General features: G+C 67.3%; 22 protein-coding genes. 18 read left to right on the top strand and 4 right to left on the bottom strand.

The annotated features are described in order from the left end of the window. Positions 1-245: 245 nt before the first annotated feature. Complete coding sequence (locus N0B71_RS03325; RefSeq protein WP_259757291.1) at positions 246-839, top strand: acyl carrier protein phosphodiesterase; 594 nt, start codon at positions 246-248, stop codon at positions 837-839. Positions 840-917: 78 nt separating this feature from the next. Further along, the gene (locus tag N0B71_RS03320) at positions 918-1775 is read left to right on the top strand and encodes a universal stress protein (protein WP_259757290.1); all 858 of its coding nucleotides are present in this window, start codon (positions 918-920) and stop codon (positions 1773-1775) included. 144 nt (positions 1776-1919) lie between these two features. On the opposite strand, the gene N0B71_RS03315 is transcribed toward N0B71_RS03320, so the two are convergent. Continuing rightward, positions 1920-2687: a lysophospholipid acyltransferase family protein gene (locus N0B71_RS03315; protein ID WP_259757289.1), complete on the bottom strand. Its 768-nt coding sequence runs from the start codon at positions 2685-2687 to the stop codon at positions 1920-1922. Continuing rightward, positions 2687-3442, bottom strand: coding sequence for an L-ornithine N(alpha)-acyltransferase (gene olsB / locus N0B71_RS03310; protein ID WP_259757288.1), 756 nt, complete (start codon positions 3440-3442; stop codon positions 2687-2689). Before olsB ends, N0B71_RS03315 begins: the two co-directional genes overlap by 1 nt. A gap of 148 nt (positions 3443-3590) precedes the next feature. Between olsB and N0B71_RS03305 the strand changes: the two genes are divergently transcribed. From N0B71_RS03305 to N0B71_RS03285, 5 genes are all read left to right on the top strand, one after another. Continuing rightward, positions 3591-4487: an acyl-CoA/acyl-ACP dehydrogenase gene (locus N0B71_RS03305; protein ID WP_259757287.1), complete on the top strand. Its 897-nt coding sequence runs from the start codon at positions 3591-3593 to the stop codon at positions 4485-4487. A 107-nt stretch (positions 4488-4594) separates the two neighbouring features. Continuing rightward, on the top strand, positions 4595-5380 hold the full coding sequence (locus N0B71_RS03300; RefSeq protein WP_259757286.1) for an FprA family A-type flavoprotein: 786 nt from the start codon (positions 4595-4597) through the stop codon (positions 5378-5380). Between the two features lie 100 nt (positions 5381-5480). After that, on the top strand, positions 5481-6608 hold the full coding sequence (locus N0B71_RS03295) for a serine hydrolase domain-containing protein (protein ID WP_259757285.1): 1128 nt from the start codon (positions 5481-5483) through the stop codon (positions 6606-6608). Further along, the gene (locus tag N0B71_RS03290) at positions 6605-6952 is read left to right on the top strand and encodes an amidase (protein WP_259757284.1); all 348 of its coding nucleotides are present in this window, start codon (positions 6605-6607) and stop codon (positions 6950-6952) included. The genes N0B71_RS03295 and N0B71_RS03290 overlap by 4 nt, the downstream gene beginning before the upstream one ends. Before the next feature lie 43 nt (positions 6953-6995). Then, a complete protein-coding gene (locus N0B71_RS03285; RefSeq protein ID WP_259757283.1) occupies positions 6996-7583 on the top strand; it encodes a YceI family protein in 588 nt (195 codons plus the stop codon). A gap of 1027 nt (positions 7584-8610) precedes the next feature. Here N0B71_RS03285 and N0B71_RS03280 read toward each other — a convergent pair. After that, positions 8611-10110, bottom strand: a complete 1500-nt coding sequence (locus tag N0B71_RS03280; protein ID WP_259757282.1) for an MFS transporter — start codon at positions 10108-10110, stop codon at positions 8611-8613. Positions 10111-10219: 109 nt separating this feature from the next. Between N0B71_RS03280 and N0B71_RS03275 the strand changes: the two genes are divergently transcribed. The 8 genes from N0B71_RS03275 (at position 10220) to N0B71_RS03240 (ending at position 16858) form a co-directional block, all read left to right on the top strand. Continuing rightward, positions 10220-11125 carry a LysR family transcriptional regulator gene (locus N0B71_RS03275; RefSeq protein WP_259757281.1) on the top strand — a complete coding sequence of 302 codons (906 nt, stop codon included), beginning with the start codon at positions 10220-10222 and terminating at the stop codon, positions 11123-11125. A 112-nt stretch (positions 11126-11237) separates the two neighbouring features. Next, the gene (locus tag N0B71_RS03270; protein WP_259757280.1) at positions 11238-11813 is read left to right on the top strand and encodes a YceI family protein; all 576 of its coding nucleotides are present in this window, start codon (positions 11238-11240) and stop codon (positions 11811-11813) included. Continuing rightward, the gene (locus N0B71_RS03265) at positions 11810-12967 is read left to right on the top strand and encodes a phospholipase D-like domain-containing protein (protein WP_259757279.1); all 1158 of its coding nucleotides are present in this window, start codon (positions 11810-11812) and stop codon (positions 12965-12967) included. Before N0B71_RS03270 ends, N0B71_RS03265 begins: the two co-directional genes overlap by 4 nt. 105 nt (positions 12968-13072) lie before the next feature. Next, positions 13073-14302: an acyltransferase family protein gene (locus N0B71_RS03260; RefSeq protein WP_259759465.1), complete on the top strand. Its 1230-nt coding sequence runs from the start codon at positions 13073-13075 to the stop codon at positions 14300-14302. 276 nt (positions 14303-14578) lie between these two features. Beyond that, on the top strand, positions 14579-15175 hold the full coding sequence (locus tag N0B71_RS03255) for a GNAT family acetyltransferase (protein ID WP_259757278.1): 597 nt from the start codon (positions 14579-14581) through the stop codon (positions 15173-15175). Between the two features lie 96 nt (positions 15176-15271). Next, positions 15272-15850 carry a DUF2846 domain-containing protein gene (locus N0B71_RS03250; protein ID WP_259757277.1) on the top strand — a complete coding sequence of 193 codons (579 nt, stop codon included), beginning with the start codon at positions 15272-15274 and terminating at the stop codon, positions 15848-15850. A gap of 89 nt (positions 15851-15939) precedes the next feature. Further along, the gene (locus N0B71_RS03245; protein WP_259757276.1) at positions 15940-16524 is read left to right on the top strand and encodes a DJ-1/PfpI family protein; all 585 of its coding nucleotides are present in this window, start codon (positions 15940-15942) and stop codon (positions 16522-16524) included. A gap of 31 nt (positions 16525-16555) precedes the next feature. Continuing rightward, positions 16556-16858 (top strand): ribbon-helix-helix domain-containing protein, encoded by a 303-nt coding sequence (locus N0B71_RS03240; protein ID WP_259757275.1) that lies wholly within the window; start codon positions 16556-16558, stop codon positions 16856-16858. A 306-nt stretch (positions 16859-17164) separates the two neighbouring features. On the opposite strand, the gene N0B71_RS03235 is transcribed toward N0B71_RS03240, so the two are convergent. Beyond that, on the bottom strand, positions 17165-18688 hold the full coding sequence (locus N0B71_RS03235) for a fumarate hydratase (RefSeq protein ID WP_259757273.1): 1524 nt from the start codon (positions 18686-18688) through the stop codon (positions 17165-17167). Between the two features lie 262 nt (positions 18689-18950). Here N0B71_RS03235 and N0B71_RS03230 point away from each other — a divergent pair, with 262 nt between their 5' ends. From N0B71_RS03230 to N0B71_RS03220, 3 genes are all read left to right on the top strand, one after another. Continuing rightward, positions 18951-20078, top strand: a complete 1128-nt coding sequence (locus N0B71_RS03230) for a GGDEF domain-containing protein (protein ID WP_259757272.1) — start codon at positions 18951-18953, stop codon at positions 20076-20078. Continuing rightward, the gene (locus N0B71_RS03225) at positions 20071-21009 is read left to right on the top strand and encodes an iron-sulfur-binding ferredoxin reductase (RefSeq protein WP_259757271.1); all 939 of its coding nucleotides are present in this window, start codon (positions 20071-20073) and stop codon (positions 21007-21009) included. The genes N0B71_RS03230 and N0B71_RS03225 overlap by 8 nt, the downstream gene beginning before the upstream one ends. Before the next feature lie 89 nt (positions 21010-21098). Further along, entirely contained in the window at positions 21099-21872 is a 774-nt protein-coding gene (locus N0B71_RS03220; protein ID WP_259757270.1) for an enoyl-CoA hydratase-related protein, read from the top strand. Positions 21873-22141: the final 269 nt, after the last annotated feature.

Below are 22141 nucleotides of genomic sequence, written 5' to 3'. Positions count from 1 at the left end.
TTCAGTCATGGGGCACTTCGGTATATCGCGTTGGGACGAACTATATATCGGTCAAAAACGATATGAATTCGTTTGGGGCGATAGTAATGATCACCAGCGATGATATTACCCGGCTGCGTAGGAGCGGGCTCCGTCCGCGATCGGCGCCGGGCGCGATGCGGACCTATCGCGGATGAATCCGCTCCTACGCCATGGTCACGGCACGGCGATTCAGATCGGCACCGGTTCCGCGCTAAGCTCTCCCCATGAACTACCTCGCGCACCTCCACCTGGGCGGCGACCGGCCCGCCCAACTGCTCGGCAGCCTCTATGGCGACTTCGTCAAAGGCCCGCTGGCCGGCCAGTGGCCCGCCGAGATCGAGGCGGGCATCCGCCTGCACCGGCGCATCGACGCCTTCACCGACAGTCACGCCTTGATACACAGTGCCAAGACGCGCTTCCCCAGCGAGCGCCGGCGCATGGCCGGCGTGCTTCTCGACGTGTTCTTCGACCACTGCCTGGCCCGCGACTGGGGGCGCTTCTCTGGCGAGCCGCTGGAGCACTTCACCCAACGGGTCTACGGTGTACTGGGCCGCACGCCCGGCCTGCCGGAGCGTCTGGCACGCATTGCACCGCGCATGGCAGCGCAGGACTGGCTCGGCAGTTACCGGGAGTTCGAGGTGCTGCAGGATGTGGTCAGCGGGATGTCCCGGCGCCTGTCCCGGCCGTCCCTGCTGGACGGCGCCTGGGAGGAGCTGGACCGCCTGTACGAACCCTTGAGCGGCGATTTCCGCGAGTTCTATCCCGAGTTGCAGGCCTTCGTCAGAAATCTGCCGAATTCGATGGACGGTCCGGCCTGACTTGATATGCGTCAACCGCCCGCCGGCCCATCGCGTGTGCAATAGACACATCTGAAGGACGACGAGAGGAGCAGCATCATGAAGTCGTTAATGGTCGCAACGGATCTGTCCGGCCGTTCCGAAAAGGCTTTGCACCGTGCCGCAGCGCTGGCCAAGCGCTACGCCTGCCCGTGGAGCGTGGTCTACGTGGTCGACGAGGACCAGCCTTCGGCGCTGGTCGAGCAGGAAGTCACCCAGGTGCGCCTGATGCTCGAAGCGCGACTGGTGGAACTCACCGAACTGGGCGGCACCTGCCCGAAACTGCTGGTGGAGCGCGGCGATCCGAATCAACAGATTCTTGCCGCGGCGAAGAAGCAGAACTGCGAGCTGCTGGTGATGGGCGCGCACCGCAAGAGCGTGCTGCGCGACATCTTCGTCGGCACCACCGTCGAGCGTGTGCTGCGCGCCGGGCAACTGCCGGTGCTGGTGGTCAACCAGCCGGCCGGCGGGGAATACCGCGACCTGCTGATCGCCCTCGACACCTCGCCGGCGTCGGCCCATGCGGTGGAAGTGGCCGATCAACTGGGCCTGCTCGAAGGTGCCGTGCGCCGCGGCGTCTATGCCTTCAGCCCGCTGGCCAAGGGGATGATGCAGTACTCCGGGGTGAGCGAGGAGCGCATCGACGAATTCGTCGGCACCGAATCGCGCCAGGCGGTGGATGACCTGAAGAAATTCCTCCACGAGCAGCACCTGGAAGGCCGCATCGATGAACAACTGGTGGCCGTCGGGCTGCCGGGCAACGTGCTGCAGCGGATGGTCGACAAGCATCGGCCCGATCTGCTGGTCATGGGTACTCGGGGTATGGGCGGGATCAAGCGTGCCCTGATCGGCAGTGTTGCCGACTACGCTCTGCGCGAACTGGATTGTGACATCCTGGTCGTGCCGCCGGAGGCCTGAGCCTGCGGCGTCTGGAGACTGTTTTCAGGCTTCACCGGGCGGCTCGAGGGTGTCGCCCGGCGCAGTTTGAAAGCCGTTTCGTCAGAGTGGGAACCCGTCGGCCGTAGGTTACGGCGGGCTCCAATTCCTCTTTGCTCTCTCGTCTCAGGCCGCGATGGCCGATTCTTCCTGAACCTCGCACACCACCGCCTGAATGGCGGCATGCGCCTGCCTGGCCAGCAGGTTGCGGTCCTGGTGGGTACTCGGCAGCGCCGACAGCAGGTGGATCTCCACCACGCCCCGATCATGGGCGAACAGGCGCATCAGGTGGCTGACCAGGTCGTCGTCACCGATGAAGGGCGCCAACCCGCAGGCCTGGCCGTTGCGCCGGTAGCGCAGCGCCACCGGCTGCACCGGTACGCCGGCTTCGATGGCGCTGGCCATCAACCGGCCGTGGAAGGTGCGCAGGCCGGTGCCGTCGGTGGTGGTGCCTTCGGGAAACACCAGCAGCGAACGTCCGTGCGACAGGTGCGTGGCCAGTTGCGCGTTGATCATTCGCGAATCCCCCGATCCCCGGCGGATGAACAGCGTGCCGGCCTTTTCCGCCAGCCAGCCGGCCACCGGCCACTGGCGCACTTCTGCCTTGGACAGGAAGGTCAGCGGCAGCAGGCCGCCGAGCAGCGGAATATCGACCCACGATACATGGTTGCAGACCCACAGCATCGGCCGCGCGGGCACCTCGCCGTGCACCTGCAGTTCGAAGGGCAGGGCGGCGGACAGCCGCGCCAGGAACCAGCGCGTCAGGCGCTGGCGCAGCGCCATGCGATCGCCGGGCAGGCGCTCCAGCAGGCTGACGAAGCTGGCCAGCGCGAGGCCCACCAGCAACAGGGCCAGCAGGCGGGCGACGCGCAACCCGGCGCGCAGGCGGCGCATCAGACGGCGGCCTTGAAGTGACGGGCGTAGCGCGGGCAGAGCTCGTCGCGCTTGAGCAGGATGAACACGTCGGCGACGCCGAAGTCCGGGTCCCAGCAGGGCTCGCCGCAGATTTTCGCCCCCAGGCGCATATAGGCCTTGAGCAGCGGCGGCAGCTCGGCGGTGAGGTTCTCCGGCACGTCCATCGGCGGCAGCGGCGTCTTCGGCTCGGCGCGCAGGTTCTGCTGGCACAGGTAGCGCTCGCGCAGGCGTTGCATCACCGCGCGGGCCTGGATGCCGCCGTCGCGCATGGGGATGCTGGCGCAGCCCATCAGGTAGCGGTAGCCGCCTTCGTTGAGCACTTCGGCCAGTTCGCTCCACAGCACGGCGATGGTGCCGCCGTTGCGGTAGTCCGGGTCGACGCAGGTGCGGCCGATCTCCAGCACCGGGCCTTGCAGGTCGCCCAGGCCGTCGAGGGCGAATTCCTCTTCGCTGTAGAAGCGGCCCAGGCGCTGTGCGGCGCGGTGGTCGAGCAGGCGGGTGGTGGCGACCAGCGCACCGCTGTTGAGGTCGCGCACGCCGATGTGGGCGCAGTGGCGGTCGTAGTCGTCCATGTCCAGTTCCTGCTCGGCTCCCTTGAGGCGGGCGTCGAATTCGCTGCTGAACACGCGGTAGCGCAGGGCCTGGGCTTCGCGCAGGGCGCGGGCGCCGCGCAGACGCACGGCCTTGAGTCGGCGCTGCGCCGGGGTGTCACAGGAGAGGGCGATCTGACTCATGCGAGTGCCTCCGTGAACCGGCCATGCGGGTTGCGGCCGGTCGGCTTTGTTGTGCAAGCTCAGGCTAGGAATGACCGGTGTCACGCCCGTGACGGTGCGGTGATGCTTGTATGACAAGAACCACGATCTCGAAGGAAGGAGCGCCGCGATGCCCTGGAAATGCCTGCTCGGCCCGCAGGACCGCTTACCGCCCGGCCTCGCCCTGGACGACTGGTACGCCGAATTGCTCACGCGCGCCGGGTGCGCCGGCAGCTTCGAACTGGCGGTGCTCGGCGGCCGCCTGGCGACTTCGCCGGGGCTGGCCTTTCTCGCCGGCTACCAGGCCGCCCTGCGTGCCCTCTGGCCGGCCGCGCCGCGCAGCCTCGGCGCGTTGTGCGTGACCGAGAAGAAGAGCGTGCGCCCCGCCGACCTGCAGACCCGCCTCGATGGCCTGGTGCTGCACGGCCGCAAGGACTTCGCCACCGCCGCCGACAGTGCCGCCTGGTGGCTGGTGGCCGCGCGCGACGAGGAGGAGGGCGAGCCCCCACGCATCGCCATGACCGTGGTGCAGGCCGGCGCTCCGGGGGCGACGCTCGAAGCGTTGCCCGCCCTGCCGCTGATGCCGGATATCCCCCACGCCCGCCTGCTGCTCGACGGCGCCCATTGCGAGCGCCTGCCTGGCGATGGCTGGGAGGCCTACAGCAAGCCCTTCCGCACCCTGGAGGACACCCACGTGCTGGCGGCGATCTGCGCGTGGCTGTACGGATTGGCCACGGAGCACCAGTGGCCGGCGCAGCTGAGCCTGCGCCTGGCGGGCGTGCTCGCCGGCTGCGCGGAGGTCAGCCGGCAGCCGGCTTCGCAGGCGCCGACGCACCTGCTGCTGGCCGGTGTGTTCAGCCAGTTCGAAAGTCTCGCCTCGGCACTGGACGCTGCATTCGCCGCTGGCGATGCGGCACTCGCGGCGGTGTGGAAGCGTGACAAGGGCGTGCTCGCCATCGCTGGCGCCGCGCGGGCCAAGCGCCTGGAGAAGGCGAGGGTGGCATTGGGCCTTGACGCAGGTCAGTGAGGCCCCGGTGAGGGGTGGTTAGCCTTGCAGCCGTTTCTGCCGCTGTATTCAGAAATTTCCGCAGGGCTACCCACTGTTTTCCCTCCCACTGCTTTAGGAAATCCCTCATGCGACGCGAACCCATCGTCCTGTTCGACGACGGAAAACACCAATGCCTGTGTTTCGACGACCTGGTCAGCGGTGACGGTGTGCAATCCAACCAGTTCCTCATCGTCGACCACGACAAGCGGCTGTTGCTCGACCCGGGCGGCGACCTGACCTACACCCCGTTGTCCCTGGAACTCTCCAAGCTGTTCCCGCTGCAGGACCTGGACTACATCTTCGCCTCGCACCAGGACCCGGACATCATCGCCGCGCTGGACAAGTGGCTGCTGCACACCCGCGCCAAGGTCATCTGCTCCAAGCTCTGGGCGCGCTTCCTGCCGCACCTCACGGCCAACTACCTGGCCGTCAGCCACGGCATCTCCACCTATGACCGGGTGATTCCACTGCCCGACCGCGGCGAGTCGGTGCCGTTGGGCCGCTGCCAGCTGAAGATGATCCCCGCGCACTTCCTCCACTCGGTGGGCAATTTCCAGATCTACGATCCCGTCAGCAAGATCCTCTTCTCCGGCGACATGGGCGCCTCCCTGGTGGACGACGCCAGCCCCGTGCAGGACTTCGCCGCCCACGTGCCGCACATGGAGGGCTTCCACCGCCGTTACATGGCGTCGAACAAGGTCGGCCGGCTGTGGGCCAACATGGTTCGCGGGCTGGACATCGAGATGATCGTTCCGCAGCACGGCCGGCCATTCGTGGGCAAGGCGATGATCGGCGCCTTCCTTGACTGGATCAGCGACCTGCAGTGCGGCATGGACCTCATGGGGCCGGACGATTACCAGGTTCCCCGATGATCGATTGCGCCAATGGTCATCGATAACGGCACGATCGGCGCTTAATCCGTCATCTTCGCCGTGCTAGGGTGCGGGCCACCTGATAACAAGAGGCCCGCCGATGCCCATTGCCCCCTTCCGCCCAGCGCTGCGCGCGCTGGCCCTGGCGACCTGCCTGCTGAGCAGCCACGCCCACGGCGCCGAAACCTGGCCCGAGGCCGACTGGCCCCACGGCGCCACGCCCAGCGGCGCCGCCGTGCAGGCGTTCGAACGCTACGCCTTCCCCAGCCGCGATGACGACAGCCGAAAAGGCGTGCGCACCGACGCCGTGGTGGTCATCCGCGACGGCCAACTGATCTACGAACGCTACGCCGGCCCGACCCGCGCCGAGACGCCGCACCTGGCCTGGTCGATGAGCAAGAGCGTGATGGCCAGCGTCCTCGGCGTGGCCTATGGCGAGGGTAAATTCCAGCTGGACGACCCCGTCGCCGCGCATTACCCGGCCTTCGCCGAGCATCCCGACATCAGGATGCGCGACCTGCTGCACTGGGCCTCCGGCCTGGCCTGGCAGGAAGAATACGAGTACGCACCGGTGCGCTCCTCGGTGGTGGCAATGCTCTACACCCGCGGCCGCGACGACATGGCGAAATTCACCGCCGGCTTCCCGGCCGATGCCGCGCCGGGCAAGCGCTTCCGTTATTCGAGCGGCGACAGCAACGTGCTGTCCGCCACGCTCAAGCAGATGGTCGGCAAGGACTACCCGAACTACCCCTGGACCGCACTGTTCGAGCCGCTGGGTATCCGATCCGCCGTCTGGGAGCGGGATGCCAGCGGTACCTTCGTCGGCTCCTCCTACGCCTACATGACCGCCCGCGACCTGGCGCGCATCGGCCTGCTGATGGAGCGCGGCGGGCGCTGGAAGGAGCGCCAGCTGTTGCCGCAGGACTGGCTGAAGTTCGTCCTCGCGCCGTTCCCCGAGTACCAGCCCGACCCGCAGAAGCCCAATGAGGCGGTGCCCGGCGGCCAGTGGTGGCTCAACCGCCCGGTGGCCGGTGCGCCCGCGCCCTGGCCGGATGCACCGCCGGACACCTTCGCCGCCCTCGGCCACTGGGGCCAGGCGCTGTACGTGATCCCCGAACAGAAGCTGGTGATCGTCCGCTACGCCGACGACCGCGACGGCAGCTACCAGCACGACACCTTCCTCACGCTTGCCCAGGCGGCCTTCGCCCACGGGGAGGTGCAGCCATGATCCGCCGTCACCCGATCCTCACCGCCCTGGTCCTGCTGTTGCTCGCGCTGGTCACCACGGCCTGGCAGAACCGCGTCCACCTGGCCGCCTTCCCCGGCATCATCGGCGCCTACACCGCCAAGGAGTACTGCTCCTGCCGCTACGTCATGGGGAACTCGGCGGACTATTGCCGGGCCTATACCAAGCAGTACGTGCCGACCAGCGCCTTTCTCGACGACGAAGCGCGCAAGCGGGTGACCGCCCGTGGCCTTGGCAGTACGCAGACAGCCGCCTGGCTCGGTGCGCGCGAGGGATGCCAACTGATGCCCCAGGCGGATACATTGCCCGAACCGGGCAGCCACTGACGGGCGCGTTCCACGGAGCGGGGCGACCCGCTTCGGAGGATGAATGCGTTACCTGATGTGTATGCTGCTCGTGCTGACGAGCCCCTTCGCACTGGCCGAATGGCAACTGGACGGCGACACCTCGCGGATCAGCTTCGTCTCGGTCAAGCGCGGCAAGATGGCCGAGGTGCAGCGCTTCGACCGCCTCTCCGGGCAGATCGACGACCAGGGCGCGGTGCGCGTGGTGGTGCCGCTGGAGTCCATCGACAGCGGCCTGGCGTTGCGCGACGAACGGATGCGCAATGCCTTCTTCGAGATCGAGCGCTTCCCCGAGGCGATCATCAGCAGCCAGCTGGACCTGAGCCGTTACGACGACCTGCAAGTCGGCCAGTCGCGCCAGGAAACCGTGGACTTCAACCTCGACCTGCACGGCCAGCAGCGCCGGCTGAAATCCGAGGTGCTGGTCAGCCGGCCCAGCGAGACCCGCATCGAAGTGACCACCCTGGAGCCGTTGGTGCTCAAGCTGATCGACTTCGACCTGGAGGAGAAGCTGGAGCCGCTCAAGGAAGTCGCCAATGTGCCTTCCATCACCCCCGAGGTACCGGTGTTCGCGGTGCTGGGGTTCAGCCAGGTGATCAAGCAGGCGCCGTGAGGGTGCGTGTTACGGGGGCGCTCTCCTGTTGGTGCGTCTGTGCTCTGGTGAAGCATTGTGCCGGCTTTGCCCTCACCCCAACCCTCTCCCAGGGGGAGAGGGGGCAGATCGGCGCCGGTTGACGCTTGGGTTTTATCCTGCACCGAACGGTTCCCTCTCCCGTTTGAGGAGCGGGGCGCGCAGCCAGGGTTAGGGTGAGGGGCCTTTGATCGTGGAGCCCGCAAGGCGCGGCGCTCGGACGGGTTCGCGAGCAAGGGCTAGGCCCCCTCGGTGCGACAAAGAGCGTACCAGGGCTGACCTGTAGGAGCGGGCCATGCCCGCGATCCGCCGGCAGGGCCGGCGTCGGGGAGGCTTTGCGAGCAAAAGCTAGTCGCCCCCTCGGTCCTACGAAGAGCCATGCATCTCGGCACGGCCCTGGCTCTTGAAGACTTCCAGATAAATTCCAGCGCACTCCGAACGGCCCCGTTCAGGAGGCCGAGTGGAAGCGGAGTTTCAGGGGTTGAGCGGCATGGATGCCGCGAGAGCTGCGATGGGCCAGGGATGGCCCTTCGCAGCGGGCCCCTGAAACTTCGCTGGAGCGAGGGTATTTTTCGCCCCAAGCGAAAAACCGGATGTCCGGGGCAAGACCTTTGCCTTCTTTGGGGCGTTTGCCAAAGAAGGTCGCCCGAGGGGGCGAAACAAGAAGTCCGTGCGCACACCGGAGCGGCGCAGGAACACCCAAACCGAGGCAGCAAACCTGCACGATCGCATCAGGACAGACGCCGGCCCTGCCGGCGGATCGCGGGCATGGCCCGCTCCTACAGGTCAGCTCTGGTGCGCTCTGTGTCGGACCTAGGGGGGCGCCTGGCCCTTGCTCGCGAACCGCACGGTACTGAGCCCATCGCGGACGGAGTCCGCTCCTACGCCCGCACCGCAATGCCCGGCAGCTCCGGCTGAAAGCGAAAGCCGGAGCCCACGCTGCAACTGGAAGCGCTGATGACCAAGAAGGTGAGCAGCAGGATGGTTTTCATGGCGACTCTCCTGTCATTCAGGATCGGACAGCCTCCAGTCTAGGCCGCGCCGCGCGATGTGCGCCGAAGGTCAGGAAGCTGCCCGCCGCGAACAGCCAGGCGCTGACGCCGCCGTAGCCGAGCACCCAGCCGAACCCCTGCACCAGCGCCGCGCGGGCAATGTCCGGTTCGTCCGTGCCCAACCGGCCGCTGGCGATGCTCGCCGCCAATTGCAGCTTCTCGCCACCCTCTACGCCGTTCAGCGCGGCGGCGACGCCGGAAAGCAGGATCAGCCCCATCACCGCGATATTGATCGCCAGGGAGATCATCCGTGCACTCATGTCGATGCCCGACGCCATGCCGGCGCGGGTGGCGGGCACGGCGGCGGTGGATGTGTTGGTCACCGTGGTGTTGGTCAGCCCCAGGCCGATGCCGGCGAGCACGCAGCCCGGCAGCAGCGTCAGCCAGCTCGCGTGGTCCACCGCGCTGCCCCAGAGCATCAGGAAGAAGCCGGCGCCGATGACGAACAGGCCGCCCGGGATCACCCAGCCCGGCTGGAAGCGATGCGCCAGGCGCTCGGCGATCGGCGGCACCACCAGCGTCGGCAGGGTGTAGGCGAGCAGCGACCAGCCGGCCGTCACGTCGTCGTAGCCGAGCACACCGTGGTAGTACACCGGCAGGTAGATCATCAGGGGCCAGAAGCTCACGTTCATCCCCGCCGAACCGAACAGGGCGCCGGCGAAGGCGCGGATGCGCAGCACCGAGAAGTCGAACATCGGGTGCGCGACGCGGCGTTCGATCAGCACGAAGGCCGCCAGACAGGCGATGCTCAGCAGCAGGACCGCCAGCGCGGCCGGGCTGGCGAAGCCCAGGTCCGCCCCCTGGGTGATGTAGAACACCGTGCCGAGCACTGCCAGCGACAGCGTCAGCATGCCACCGACGTCCAGCCGCTCGGCGTCCGGATCGCGTGACTCCACCGCGCCATACTGCGCCAGCACCAGGGTGAGCAGGGCGAGCGGGCCATGGACCAGGAACACCCAGTGCCAGCTCGCCAGGGCGACGATGGCGCTGCCGATGATCGGTCCGAAGCCCAGGCCGACGCCGAACACCACGCCCCAGGCGGCGAAGGCGCGCACGCGCTCGGCCGGGTCGCTGAACTGGCTGGTGAGCACCGCCACCTGGCAGATCAGCATGACCCCGCCGGCGGCGCCCTGCAGGAAGCGCCCGGCGATCATGGTCGGCATGTCGCCCGCCAGCCCGCAGAGCAGCGAGGTGATGCCGAACAGCGCCAGGCTGATGACGAACAGGCGCTTACGGCCGTAGCGGTCGGCCAGGGTGCCGGCGGCCATCAGCACGCTGGTGACGGCGATGGTGTAGGCGTTCATCACCCATTGCAGGTCCTGGAAGTCGCCGTGCAGCACGCGCTCCAGCGCCGGCAGGCTGGCCGGCACGCTGGAGATCTCCAGGCCGAACATCATCGAGGACAGGCACACCGCCGCCAGGGCGATGAGGTTTCTGGGGTTGTGGTGGGCAGTCATGGGAGTGGGCTCCGTTTGGCGAGCGACCATTGTCGAAAAGAACGGGGTTCCCCATTGGCTCCATTTCGTCCCATCATTAGGTCTTCTCAGGATGCAAAAGGGCAGGGCGATGGATGACCGACTCGATGGCATCGCCACCTTCGTCCAGGTGGTGGATGCCGGCAGCTTCGCCGTGGCGGCGGAGCGGCTGAATCTCACGCGCTCCGCGGTGGGCAAGGCCATCGCCCGGCTGGAGGCGCGCCTGGGCGTGCGCCTGCTGCAACGCACCACGCGCCGCCAGAACCTCACCGACGACGGCCAGGTGTTCTACGACAGCTGCGTACGCGCGCTCGCGGAGCTGGACGCCGCGCACACGGCGCTGGAAGGCGGACGCAGGGAGCCGCGCGGGCGCTTGCGGGTCAGTGTGCCGATCTCCTTCGGCCACCTCTGCGTGGCGCCGCTGATGCTGGAGCTGGCGCGCCAGTATCCATCGCTGAAGATCGACCTGTCGTTCACCGACCGCCGCGTCGACCTGGTGGAAGAGGGCATCGACCTGGCCGTGCGCATCGGCCCGCTGAGCGACAGTGCCACACTTGCCGCACGCAAGCTGGGCGTGCAGTACACGGGCATTGGCGCCGCGCCGTCGTACATCGCCGAGCATGGCATGCCCGACCACCTGGACGATCTCGTCGGCCACGCGTCCATCAGCTACTCCGTCGCGGGCGTCACCTCGCCCTGGGACATGCGTGATGACGACGGCTATGCCAGGCGCATCGAGATGGACCCGCAACTGAGCATGGACGACCTGCAGGCGATCACTGCCGCCGCCGTGGCCGGCTTTGGCCTGGCACGCCTGCCGACCTGGTTGCTGGCGCGGCACGTGAAGCGTGGCGAGCTGGTAGTGGTGAAGGGGCGCTGCCGGCTGCCGCCGCTGGACATCCATGCGGTGTGGCCCAAGACCCGCTACATGCCGTCGAAGATCCGCTGCGCCATCGATGCGCTGGTCGCGGGGATTCCCGCGCTGCTGGCCGACTGAACCATTGGCGCCGCAGCCTGCCCAATGGGCTCGCCGCTTGGCTGGTTTGCAAGCCGCCGCCCGGCCGCTATCGTTGGCCGTTGATCCGTCCGTTTCTCTTGTAAGGGATTTCATGCGCTCGCTGTTCGCCTTCCTCGTCGCGGCCTGCTTCGCCGCGTCTGCCCAGGCTGCCTGGTACCTCGACTACGAGTCCTCGCGGCTGACCTTCGTCACCACCAAGAACGCCGATATCGCCGAGGTGAACCGCTTCCTGGTGATGCACGGCAAGGTGGAGGAGCCGGGCCAGGTGGAGCTGCGCATCGAGATGGATTCGGTCAGCACCGGCATCCCGCTGCGCGATGAGCGCCTGCGCGACACGCTGTTCGACACCGGGACCTTCCCCGAGGCACGCATCACCTCGCGCATCGACCTGCGCCCGATCACCGATCTGGCCAACGGCGTGCAACTGGAGATGCGCCTGCCGCTGCGCCTGGAACTGAACGGCCAGGCGAAGGACTACCGTACCGATGTGCTGATCACCCGCCTGGACGAACACCGCTTCCAGGTGGTGACCCTCTCGCCGCTGGTGATCAACGCCGCTGACTTCGGCCTGGCGCCGGGCGTGGCGCAGCTGCGCAAACTGGCCGGGCTGAAAAGCATCGGCCTGTCGGTGCCGGTGGGCGCCGTGCTGATCTTCGCCTCGCGGTGAGCGGCCCGATCTTCCCCTGGCGGACGGGCAACCGTTTCGCCCTGCTATGCGACGGCGAGCGCTTCTTCCCGCGCATGTTCGACGCCATCGACAGCGCCCAGCGGCAGATCGAGCTGGAGCTCTACCTGGTGGAAAGCGGCAGCTGCGCCGAGGCGCTGCTGGACCGCCTGCTGGCCGCCCGCGCGCGCGGTGTGAAGGTGCGTTGCCTGTTCGACGCCTTCGGCAGCCTGAAACTCTCCAGCGCCTGGACGCGGCAGCTGCTGGAGGCGGGCGGCGAGCTGCGCCACTACAACCCGCTGAGCTGGAAGGCCGGCCTGCGCAACCTGTACCGCGACCATCGCAAGCTGCTGCTGGTGGACGAGCGCATCGCCTATGTCGGCGGTACCGGCGCCACCGACGAATTCTGGTCGGCGCGGGACAACCGCAGCGACTGGCACGAAGTGATGGTGGAGATGACCGGGCACATCGTCGCCGACTGGCAGCGCCTGTTCGAGCGGCAGTGGAATGCCTGCCTCGGGGTGCGCGCCTGGAAGCCCCGCGAGGAAGTCCTGCTGACCCGCCTGCCGCCTATCCCCAACGGTGGCGAAGGCCTGGCGCGGGTGGCCTATGCCGACGCCGGGCAGCACCGCGACATTCTCCAGGCGCTGGTGCGTTCGCTGCGCGGCGCGCACCAGCGCGTGTGGCTGGCGACGCCGTATTTCCTGCCGACCTGGAAGGTCCGCCGCGCGCTGCGCAAGGCGGCCCAGCGGGGTGTCGACGTGCGCCTACTGCTCACCGGTCGCCTCACCGACCACGCGCCGGTGCGCTACGCGGGGCAGCGCTACTACCCGAGCCTGCTGCGCGCCGGGGTGAAGATCTTCGAGTACCAGCCGCGTTTCCTTCATCTGAAGATGGTACTGGTCGATGACTGGGTCAGTGTCGGCTCGTGCAATTTCGATCATTGGAACCTTCGGTTCAATCTGGAGGCCAATGTAGAAGCGTTCGATCCGCAGTTCACCGCGGCGGTGGCTGACTGCCTGGCCGCTGACTTCGCGCAGAGCCGCGCGATCGACCTGGAGTTCTGGCGTGCGCGCCCCTGGTGGAAACGCCTGCGCGAGCGCCTGTGGGGCTCGCTGGACCGACTGGTGGTGAACTTCCTCGACCGCCGCCGATAAGGTCGTTGTTCGTCCAGCTGGCCTTCGTCTTGTCGGGAGGAGAGAAGCGTGGACGGGTTGCAGAAGAAGGAACGTTTCATTGGGCTGGAATGGCTGCGCTTCCTGATGGGTCTTTACGTGGTGGTCTACCATACCCTGCACAGCTACCCGGCCGAGCAGAAGTTCCCCGGCCTCGATGACCTCACCGCCCTGGGCTTCTTCGCCACCAGCACCTTTTTCGTGCTCTCCGGCTTCCTGCTCTGCCACGTCTACGTCACCGACGGGCAGTTGCGCGAGAGCCCACGCAGCTTCCTGACCAAGCGCCTGTCCAATCTCTACCCGCTGCACATCGTCTCGATCCTCCTGACCATCGCCGTGCTGCTGGTGGTGAGCGGCCTGGGCATCGGCCCGGACCTGGACCAGGCGACCCCGCGTTTCGTCATCTACGACACCAACGAGGCCATCGGCCGGCTCCGGCCGGAGCTGTTCCACCACTGGATGAGCGACCGCGAGCTGCTGTTCAACAGCATCCTCCAGCTCACCATGCTGCAGGCCTGGAACCCGTATTACCTGACGTTCAATGCGCCGCTCTGGTCGCTGTCTACGCTGTTCTTCTTCTACCTCTGCTTCCCCTACGTCGCGCCGCGGCTGGCGCGCCTGCGGCACAAGTGGCGCTGGTTGCTGGCGCTGTGGGGGCTCTACCTGATCCCGCCGGTCCTGGTGGTGGCCAGCGAGCAGTACGGCATGCCCTGGACCGGGCTGCTGCACCGCAACCCGCTGCTGCGCCTGCCGGAGTTCCTCAGCGGCATCCTCGCCTACGGGCTGTTCCGCGAGTACAAGGACGCCGGGCGCCTGCCGGGACGAGGGATGCTGATGGCGATGGGCGCGTTCGTGCTGGCGAATTTCCTCGTCGCCGATTACCTCTACACCCACGGCGCGAAGTTCTGGTACTTCCTGCTGCACAACGGCCTGCTGCTGCCGGCGCAGCTCATGCTGGTGGTGATGTGCGCGATGCCCAAGGACCCGCGCAGCAGCCTGATCCGCCACTGGTCGCCCCGGCTGGGAGCGGCGTCGCTGTCGCTGTTCGCCCTGCATGTGCCGTTGTTCACGCTGTTCTCGCGCAGCGAAAAACTCATCCGCGCGCCGGGGGACTGCCTGGCGGACTGGGCCTTCTGCGTCGAATCGGCGACCCACCAGCAGCTTTCGCTGTGGCTGTATCCGCTGTTCCTGCTGTTCATGGTTACCAGCTGCGTGCTGGTGCAGGAGCGCTGCGTGGTGCCGGTGCGCCAATGGCTGGTGCGCCACTTGTTGCCGGCGCCGGCGGCGGCTCGGCGGCGGGTGATGACCGGGTCATAGTTTCGGGCCGTTCGCGAGCAAGCTCGCTCCTACGAAAAGCCTGACCTGATCCTGTAGGAGCGAGCTTGCTCGCGAACCGCTGCCATGGAGCATGAGATCGTGGGGCGGATAACGCGCCAGCGCTCTCCGCCGCGAGGCAACCGGCGGATAACCCGTTCCGGGTTATGCGCCCTACGCGCCCGCCATGCCGTGCTTCGCCCGCGCAGCCAACCTGAGCCGCCCGTGCTAGGTTTTCTTGAGTGCCGCCGCTGCGGCCCTTCGCGGACGAACACCACCATGCCCCTCGAGTTCCGCCTGCTCCGCGGCGACGCCATCCGCCCCTTCATCGATGACCTTGCGCGCCTGCGTGTCACCGTGTTTCGCGAATTCCCCCACCTCAACGACGGCAGCGCGGAGTACGAGGCCGGCTACCTGGACACCCACGTGCGCTCGGCCTGGAGCCTGTGCGTGCTGGTGCTCGACCAGGGCCGTCTGGTCGGCGCCGCGACGGCGCTGCCGCTGCAGGAAGAGAGCGAGGCGCTGCAGCGGCCCTTCCTGCTGCTGGGCTGGAACCCGGACCGGGTGTTCTATTTCGGCGAATCCGTGCTCCTGCCGGAGTATCGCAACGGCGAGCTGGAACAGCGTCTGTTCGAGGAGCGCGAGGATTACGCGCGCAGCCTGCAGCGCTTCGACTGGTGCGCCTTCTGCGCCGTGCAGCGCCCGCAGGACCACCCCGCGCGACCGGCCGGGTATCGCACGCCGGATGCCTTCTGGCTGCAGCGCGGCTTCACCCCGCAACCCGGGTTGCAGGCCGAATACCGCTGGCGGGATATCGGCGAGCAATGGGAGACGAGCAAGTCGGTGATGTTCTGGCTCAAGGAGCTAAGCGGATGAGTGGAACGCCGTGATGCCATCGACCCGGACTTTCGACGGGTGGCAAGGCGCGGCGCGCTGGTTATGCTCGGTGGATAACCATAAGAGGGACTTTCCATGCTCCGAGCGGCCCTGTGCGCCTTTTTCCTGCTGCTGGCCGGCTGCAGTTCGCCCGGCGCGTTCTTCGGCGCGGTGGATGGCCCGCCCTTCGGCGCGCTGCCGGCGGATGCGCAGCAGGCCACGGTGTACCTCTACCGGCCGCAGAACCAGTGGTCCGACGAGGAGCTGGAAGCGCCCGGGCTGTTCATCAACAACGAGCTGATCGGCAGCCTGCCGAGCAACGGTTACCTGGCCCTGAGCTTCGCCCCTGGCAGCTATCCGCTGCAGATGCGCCGTCCGTTGCTGGGCAGCTTCTGGACCTTCTTCGCTGGTGGCAGCCTGGACTTCACCCTGATCGCCGGCTTCACCCTCGAAGCCCGCGCCGGCGAGGTCTACTACCTGCGCTACGACGAGACCCACACGCCGCCCAAGTACGAGCACACCGCTGGCCAGGGCGCCGGCCCGCTGCAACTGGTGGGCAAGGAACTGGGCTCGCGGGAAATCCCCGCCACCCGGCAGGCGCAGGAGCCGGTGCGCATCGCTGCGAGCGGCGAGGAGGTCCAGCCGCCCGGTTTCTGGCAGCGCCTGGGCATGTAGTAACGGCCTATTACCCGCGCGTCGCCCATCTGGCTAACCTCTTCCTGTCGCCCGCTTCCTGCCCGCGGGCCTATGCCAGAAGGAGCCCCATGATGGCCGCGAAGAAGATCCTGATGCTGGTCGGCGACTACGCCGAAGACTACGAAACCATGGTGCCGTTCCAGGCTCTGCTGATGGTCGGGCATACCGTCCATGCCGTCTGCCCGGACAAGAAGGCCGGCCAGAGCATCCGCACCGCCATCCACGATTTCGAAGGCGACCAGACCTACAGCGAGAAGCCCGGTCACAACTTCGCCCTCAACGCCGACTTCGCCGGTGTGCGCGCCGAGGATTACGACGCGCTGCTGATCCCCGGCGGCCGCGCACCGGAATACCTGCGCCTGAACGCCAAGGTCATCGAACTGGTGAAGGCCTTCGACGCCGCGAAGAAACCCATCGCCGCCGTTTGCCACGGCGCCCAGCTGCTGGCCGCCGCCGGCGTGCTCAAGGGCCGCGCGTGCAGCGCCTACCCGGCCTGCGGCCCGGAAGTGGCGCTGGCTGGAGGTAATTACGTGGACATCCCGGTGGACGCCGCCCATGTCGACGGCAACCTGATCACTGCACCGGCCTGGCCGGCGCACCCCGCGTGGCTGGCGAAGTTCCTCGAGGTGCTGGGTACGAAGATCAGCCTGTAGACTGGCCGACATCCAAGCGGGAGAACCGTCCATGTGCGAACTCTATGTAAAGGCCGACCCGATTCTTTATGAATCGCGCTCCCGATCCCTGCGCATCCGTGGTGTGGTCACCACGTTGCGCCTGGAGAACCAGTTCTGGGACATCCTGCGCGAGATCGCCGAGGTGGACGGCATGACCACCAACCAGTTGATCGCCAAGCTCTACGACGAGGTGATGGACTACCGCGGGGAGGTGGTGAACTTCGCCTCCTTCCTGCGGGTGAGCTGCACGCGCTTCCTCGCCCAGCGCCGTGACAATATCGTCGAGCTGAACCGGGTGCCGCGCAGCGCGTGACCTTGCTCCGGACTTCACGTGTAGGAGCGCGCCATGCGCGCGATCGCGGGCATGGCCCGCTCCTACAATGAAGCACCGCTGTCGCCGGCTTTTGTAGGAGCGGATTCTTCCGCGACTGGCCGGCCCATACACCGAAGCTCACCCTGGGGCACTTAGTGCCCTTCGTAGGAGCGAGCTTGCTCGCGAACCGCCCAGCTTCTGAGCCTCCGGCGAACGCTGGTTCGCGAGCAAGCTCGCTCCTACAGATGCAAATGAAAAAGCCCGGCACATGGCCGGGCTTTTTCATGCAGCGAACAAGGCTGGGCCTTACTGCACTTCCACCGCCAGGTTCTCGGCGATCTTCTTCTGCCAGATGGCCGGGCCGGTGATGTGCACCGACTCGCCCTGAGTGTCGACCGCGACGGTCACCGGCATGTCCTTGACCTCGAACTCGTAGATCGCTTCCATGCCCAGTTCGGCGAAGGCCAGGACCTTGGACTTCTTGATCGCCTGGGCCACCAGGTAGGCGGCGCCGCCGACGGCCATCAGGTAGACGGCCTTGTTGTCCTTGATCGCCTCGATGGCAATCGGGCCGCGCTCGGACTTGCCGATCATGCCCAAGAGACCGGTCTGCACGAGGATCTGGCGGGTGAACTTGTCCATGCGGGTCGCGGTGGTCGGGCCAGCCGGGCCAACCACTTCGTCACCGACCGGATCGACCGGGCCGACGTAGTAGATGAAGCGGCCCTTGAGGTCCACCGGCAGCTCTTCGCCCTTGTTCAGCATGTCGACCATGCGCTTGTGCGCGGCGTCGCGGCCGGTGAGCATCTTGCCGTTGAGCAGGATGGTCTCGCCCGGTTTCCAGCTCTGCACTTCTTCGGGGGTGATGCTGTCCAGGTTGACGCGGCGCGCGGACGGGCCGGCTTCCCAGACGATTTCCGGATAGGCGTCCAGGGGCGGCGCTTCCAGTGCGGCCGGGCCCGAGCCGTCGAGCACGAAGTGCGCGTGGCGGGTGGCGGCGCAGTTGGGGATCATGCACACCGGCAGGGAGGCGGCGTGGGTCGGGTAGTCCATGATCTTCACGTCGAGCACGGTGGTCAGGCCGCCCAGGCCCTGGGCGCCGATGCCCAGCTGGTTGACCTTCTCGAACAGCTCGAGGCGCATTTCCTCGATCTTGTTCTGCGGGCCGCGGGCCTTGAGTTCGTGAATGTCGATCGGGTCCATCAGGACCTCCTTCGCCATCACCGCGGCCTTCTCGGCGGTACCGCCGATGCCGATGCCGAGCATGCCCGGCGGGCACCAGCCAGCGCCCATGGTCGGAACGGTCTTGAGCACCCAGTCGACGATGGAGTCGGACGGGTTGAGCATGGCCATCTTCGACTTGTTCTCGGAGCCGCCGCCCTTGGCCGCCACGTCCACTTCCACGGTGTTGCCCGGGACGATGGAGTAGTGGATCACCGCGGGGGTGTTGTCCTTGGTGTTCTTACGGCTGCCTGCCGGGTCGGCCAGGATGGAGGCGCGCAGGACGTTCTCCGGCAGGTTGTAGGCGCGACGCACGCCTTCGTTGATCATGTCGTCGACGCTCATGGTGGCGCCGGCCCAGCTCACATCCATGCCGACGCGAACGAATACGGTGACGATACCGGTGTCCTGGCAGATCGGGCGGTGGCCGGTGGCGCACATGCGCGAGTTGATCAGGATCTGCGCCATCGAGTCCCGGGCGGCCGGCGATTCTTCGCGCAGGTAGGCCTCATGCATGGCCTGGATGAAATCAACCGGGTGGTAGTAGGAGATGAACTGCAGGGCATCGGCGACGCTCTGGATCAGGTCGTCTTGCTTGATCACGGCCATGGAGCACGGTCCTCTTCAGGCGGGTAGTACAGGCGTACAGCCTGTTACATCGGGAATTCGCCGACACGGCTGCGGCGAAAAAAGGCGCCGTAGTATACCGCTGCGGCCGCTCGCCGCGCACCCGCCAGCGATCCGACCTTGGTCCCAGGCGATCCGCGCTTTCTTTCTTGCGTTGCGCGCTGCGCCCACATTCCGGTCGGCTAGGCACTGGGGCACTTTGAGAGTACAGTGAAGGCCAGGTGCCATTACGGGACGGAGCCCCATGAGCACGCTGAAACCACCTCTGAAGCAGCACGCCTTACAAAAACTACTCATCAGGCGATTCGGCATGGCCCTTGGGACCTATGCCCTGGCGCTTCTGCTGTTGTGGTTAGCCGTGTTCGGCGAGTTCTACCGCGCCCCCGTCAGCTTCGCGCTGGCCTGCACCCTCCTGGTTGCCGGCAGCCAGCTGGTGTTCGCCTGGCTGTTCCTCAGCGGGCGCAACCAGCGCTTCGCCGACCCCAGCATGACCGAGCCGCAGGTACTGGTGGCGGTGGTCTGGCACACCCTGTTCCTGGCCAACGTCGACACCGCGCGCGGCACGCTGATGGTGCTCTACGTGCTCATCCTGCTGTTTGGCGTGTTCCAGTTGCAGCCGCGGGTGTTCGCCCGCTGCGCGGCGCTGGCCTTCATCGCCTTCGCTGGCCTCAACCTCCACGAAGCCTTCCAGCAACGCCTGCAACTGCCGGCCCAGGCCGTGCTGCAACTGCTGGTGCTGTTCATCGTGCTGACCTGGCTGAGCCTGTTCGCCAGCTACGTGCAGTCGCTGCGCCAGCGCATGCGTCAGCGCCGTTATGCGCTGCAGGCGCACCAGGACACCCTGCGCGGCATGATGCGCCAGCTCGAGGACCTGGTGGCCACCGACGAACTCACCGGCCTGTTCAACCGCCGGCACTTCCTGCGCCTGGCCGGTCGCGCGCTGGAAGAAATGCGCCCCGGCCAGCGCCATGGCCTGGCGCTGATCGACCTCGACCATTTCAAGCGCATCAACGACGTTCACGGCCACGCGGCCGGCGACCGCGTGCTGCAGACCTTCGCCGCCGTGGCGCGGGCCTGCCTGCGCGAGGGCGACGTGCTGGCGCGCTACGGCGGCGAGGAGTTCGTCCTGCTGTTGCCCGACGCTGACGCCGACCGCCTGACCTCCTGCTGCGAACGCCTGCGCGTGGCCTATGCGGCGGCGGAGCCGGTGGGGGTGAACATCGAAACCCTGAGCCTGTCGGCGGGCATGACCCTGCTCGGGGCCAACGATGATCTCGACGAGGCCTTGCAACGGGCCGACCAGGCGCTCTACCGTGCGAAACGCAGCGGACGTGACCGCTGCGATGCCGCATGGGAGTGGACGCGTGCCTGAGATACGGGCCGGATCGCAACGCTTTTCGGTCAGCCCCGGAGTCAACCTGCTCGATGCCCTGCGCGGGGCCGGCATTGCCGTGCCCTACAGTTGCCGCGCCGGTAGTTGCCACGCCTGCCTGGTGCGCTGTGCGCAAGGCGAGGTCGAGGATGCCATGCCCGCTGCGCTGGACCCGGCGCGCCGCGCTGAGGGCTGGCGCCTGTCGTGCCAGTGCCGGGTGATCGGCGACGTTGCGGTGGAGACCTTCGACCCGCAGCGCGATGGCCTGCCGGCCACGGTCGCCGAACTGGACTGGCCCTCCGCGGACGTGCTGCGCCTGCGCCTCACCCCGCAACGCCCGCTACGCTACAGCGCCGGGCAGCACTTGATCCTGTGGAGCGCCGAGGGGGTCGCGCGGCCGTATTCGCTGGCCAGCGTGCCGGGCCTCGATCCCTGGCTGGAATTCCATATCGACTGCCGCGAGCGCGGCGCCTTCGCCGATTTCGCCCGTGGCCTGAAGGTCGGCGACGGCCTGCGCCTGGGCGAACTGCGCGGCGGCGCGCTGCATTACGATGCGGAATGGCACGAACGGCCGCTGTTGCTGATGGCGTCCGGCACGGGCCTGGCGCCGCTCTGGGGCGTGCTGCGCGAAGCGCTGCGGCAGCATCACAGCGGGCCGATCCGGGTCATTCACCAGGCCCATGACGGCAACGCCCATTACCTCGCCGAACCCCTGCAATCCCTCGCCGCCAGCCACCCGGAGCTGGAGGTGACGCTGATGACCACGGCCGAGTCGGCCGCGGTTTTGGCGCAACTCCGGCTTGTTTCCCGGCGAACCCTCGCCTTACTCTGCGGCCATCCCGCCAGCGTCGATGCCTTCGCACGCCGCCTCTACCTCTGCGGCGTGCCCCGTGGCCAGACGCTGGCTGACGTGTTCCTGCCCCACGCCTGAGAGCTCGTTCGACACCTGCTGCGCATCGGGCAAGGTGTTGAAAAGAAACCCAAGCGGTCGCCCCATCTGAATAAGAACAAGGAATTGCCATGAGCGAACAGATTCTCGTCGAGCGCGAAGACGGCTTGTTGACCCTGCGCCTGAACCGCCCGGACAAGATGAACGCGCTGACCCGCACGATGTATGCCGGTCTCGCCGATGCCCTGGAGGCGGCGCAGGAGGATCGCTCCGTGCGCGTGGTGCTGATCACCGGCAACGCCGAGTGCTTCACCAGCGGCAACGACATCGTCGACTTCCTCCAGGAGCCACCGAGCGGCCCGGACAGCGCGGTGTTCCGCTTCATGCGCGCGCTGATGGAGTTCACCAAGCCGGTGGTCGCCGCCGTCGCCGGCCCGGCCGTGGGCATCGGCACCACCTTGCTGCTGCACTGCGACCAGGTGTTCATCGCCAAGGGCGCCAAGCTGAAGATGCCGTTCGTGAACCTCGGCCTGTGCCCGGAGTTCGGCTCCAGCTTCCTCGTGCCGCGCCTGGTCGGCACAGTGAAGGCCTCCAGCCTGCTGCTGCGCGGCGAGGGCTTTACCGGCGAGCAGGCGGTGGCCTACGGCATCGCCAACGAAGCGCTGGCGGACGGCGCGGCTGCGCTGGAGCGTGCCCGCGAGGTTTGCCAGGCCTTCCAGCAGCTGCCGCCAGCGGCGGTGGCGCTGAGCAAGCGCCTGCTCAAGGCGCCGTTCATCGAGGAGCTGCGCCGCGTGGTGGCGGAGGAGGGCCAGCACTTCGTGCAGCGCCTGCACTCGCCCGAAGCCCACGAAGCGCTGAGCGCCTTCACCCAGCGCCGCCAGCCGGATTTCTCCAGGTTCCTTTGAGCGGCGCTGCTGTGCAGGAGCGCGCCTTGCGCGCGAATCGCGGGCATGGCCCGCTCCTACAGGGGAATTCGATTTCAACGATGACGTAGGAGCGGACTTCGTCCGCGATAGGTTCACATCGCGTCGGAAGCCAGCGCGGACGGAGTCCGCACCTCTGCAAAGGTTTCCCACACAATCTGTGGAACGCGCTGTGGATAAGCTCTGGGGCAACCCGTCGAACCCACGCCCGGCGTGGCCTGTGGGGGATTGTGCGGTATTTGAGCGATGCC

The sequence above is a fragment of the Pseudomonas sp. GCEP-101 genome (genome assembly GCF_025133575.1).
GTDB lineage: Bacteria > Pseudomonadota > Gammaproteobacteria > Pseudomonadales > Pseudomonadaceae > Pseudomonas > Pseudomonas nitroreducens_B.
Note: the sequence above shows the minus strand (reverse complement) of the source record. Positions and strands in the feature narration are given on the sequence as shown.

Bases quoted from the DNA above. Each gene is read 5' to 3' on its own strand.
- N0B71_RS03300 (WP_259757286.1), top strand. From the start codon at position 4,595: ATGCGACGCGAACCCATCGTCCTGTTCGACGACGGAAAACACCAATGC.
- N0B71_RS03250 (WP_259757277.1), top strand. From the start codon at position 15,272: ATGCTCCGAGCGGCCCTGTGCGCCTTTTTCCTGCTGCTGGCCGGCTGC.
- N0B71_RS03220 (WP_259757270.1), top strand. From the start codon at position 21,099: ATGAGCGAACAGATTCTCGTCGAGCGCGAAGACGGCTTGTTGACCCTG.
- N0B71_RS03275 (WP_259757281.1), top strand. From the start codon at position 10,220: ATGGATGACCGACTCGATGGCATCGCCACCTTCGTCCAGGTGGTGGAT.
- N0B71_RS03295 (WP_259757285.1), top strand. From the start codon at position 5,481: ATGCCCATTGCCCCCTTCCGCCCAGCGCTGCGCGCGCTGGCCCTGGCG.
- N0B71_RS03285 (WP_259757283.1), top strand. From the start codon at position 6,996: ATGCGTTACCTGATGTGTATGCTGCTCGTGCTGACGAGCCCCTTCGCA.
- N0B71_RS03260 (WP_259759465.1), top strand. From the start codon at position 13,073: ATGGGTCTTTACGTGGTGGTCTACCATACCCTGCACAGCTACCCGGCC.
- N0B71_RS03305 (WP_259757287.1), top strand. From the start codon at position 3,591: ATGCCCTGGAAATGCCTGCTCGGCCCGCAGGACCGCTTACCGCCCGGC.
- N0B71_RS03235 (WP_259757273.1), bottom strand. From the start codon at position 18,688: ATGGCCGTGATCAAGCAAGACGACCTGATCCAGAGCGTCGCCGATGCC.
- N0B71_RS03320 (WP_259757290.1), top strand. From the start codon at position 918: ATGAAGTCGTTAATGGTCGCAACGGATCTGTCCGGCCGTTCCGAAAAG.
- N0B71_RS03255 (WP_259757278.1), top strand. From the start codon at position 14,579: ATGCCCCTCGAGTTCCGCCTGCTCCGCGGCGACGCCATCCGCCCCTTC.
- N0B71_RS03325 (WP_259757291.1), top strand. From the start codon at position 246: ATGAACTACCTCGCGCACCTCCACCTGGGCGGCGACCGGCCCGCCCAA.
- N0B71_RS03290 (WP_259757284.1), top strand. From the start codon at position 6,605: ATGATCCGCCGTCACCCGATCCTCACCGCCCTGGTCCTGCTGTTGCTC.
- olsB (WP_259757288.1), bottom strand. From the start codon at position 3,442: ATGAGTCAGATCGCCCTCTCCTGTGACACCCCGGCGCAGCGCCGACTC.
- N0B71_RS03240 (WP_259757275.1), top strand. From the start codon at position 16,556: ATGTGCGAACTCTATGTAAAGGCCGACCCGATTCTTTATGAATCGCGC.
- N0B71_RS03280 (WP_259757282.1), bottom strand. From the start codon at position 10,110: ATGACTGCCCACCACAACCCCAGAAACCTCATCGCCCTGGCGGCGGTG.
- N0B71_RS03270 (WP_259757280.1), top strand. From the start codon at position 11,238: ATGCGCTCGCTGTTCGCCTTCCTCGTCGCGGCCTGCTTCGCCGCGTCT.
- N0B71_RS03245 (WP_259757276.1), top strand. From the start codon at position 15,940: ATGATGGCCGCGAAGAAGATCCTGATGCTGGTCGGCGACTACGCCGAA.
- N0B71_RS03230 (WP_259757272.1), top strand. From the start codon at position 18,951: ATGAGCACGCTGAAACCACCTCTGAAGCAGCACGCCTTACAAAAACTA.
- N0B71_RS03315 (WP_259757289.1), bottom strand. From the start codon at position 2,687: ATGCGCCGCCTGCGCGCCGGGTTGCGCGTCGCCCGCCTGCTGGCCCTG.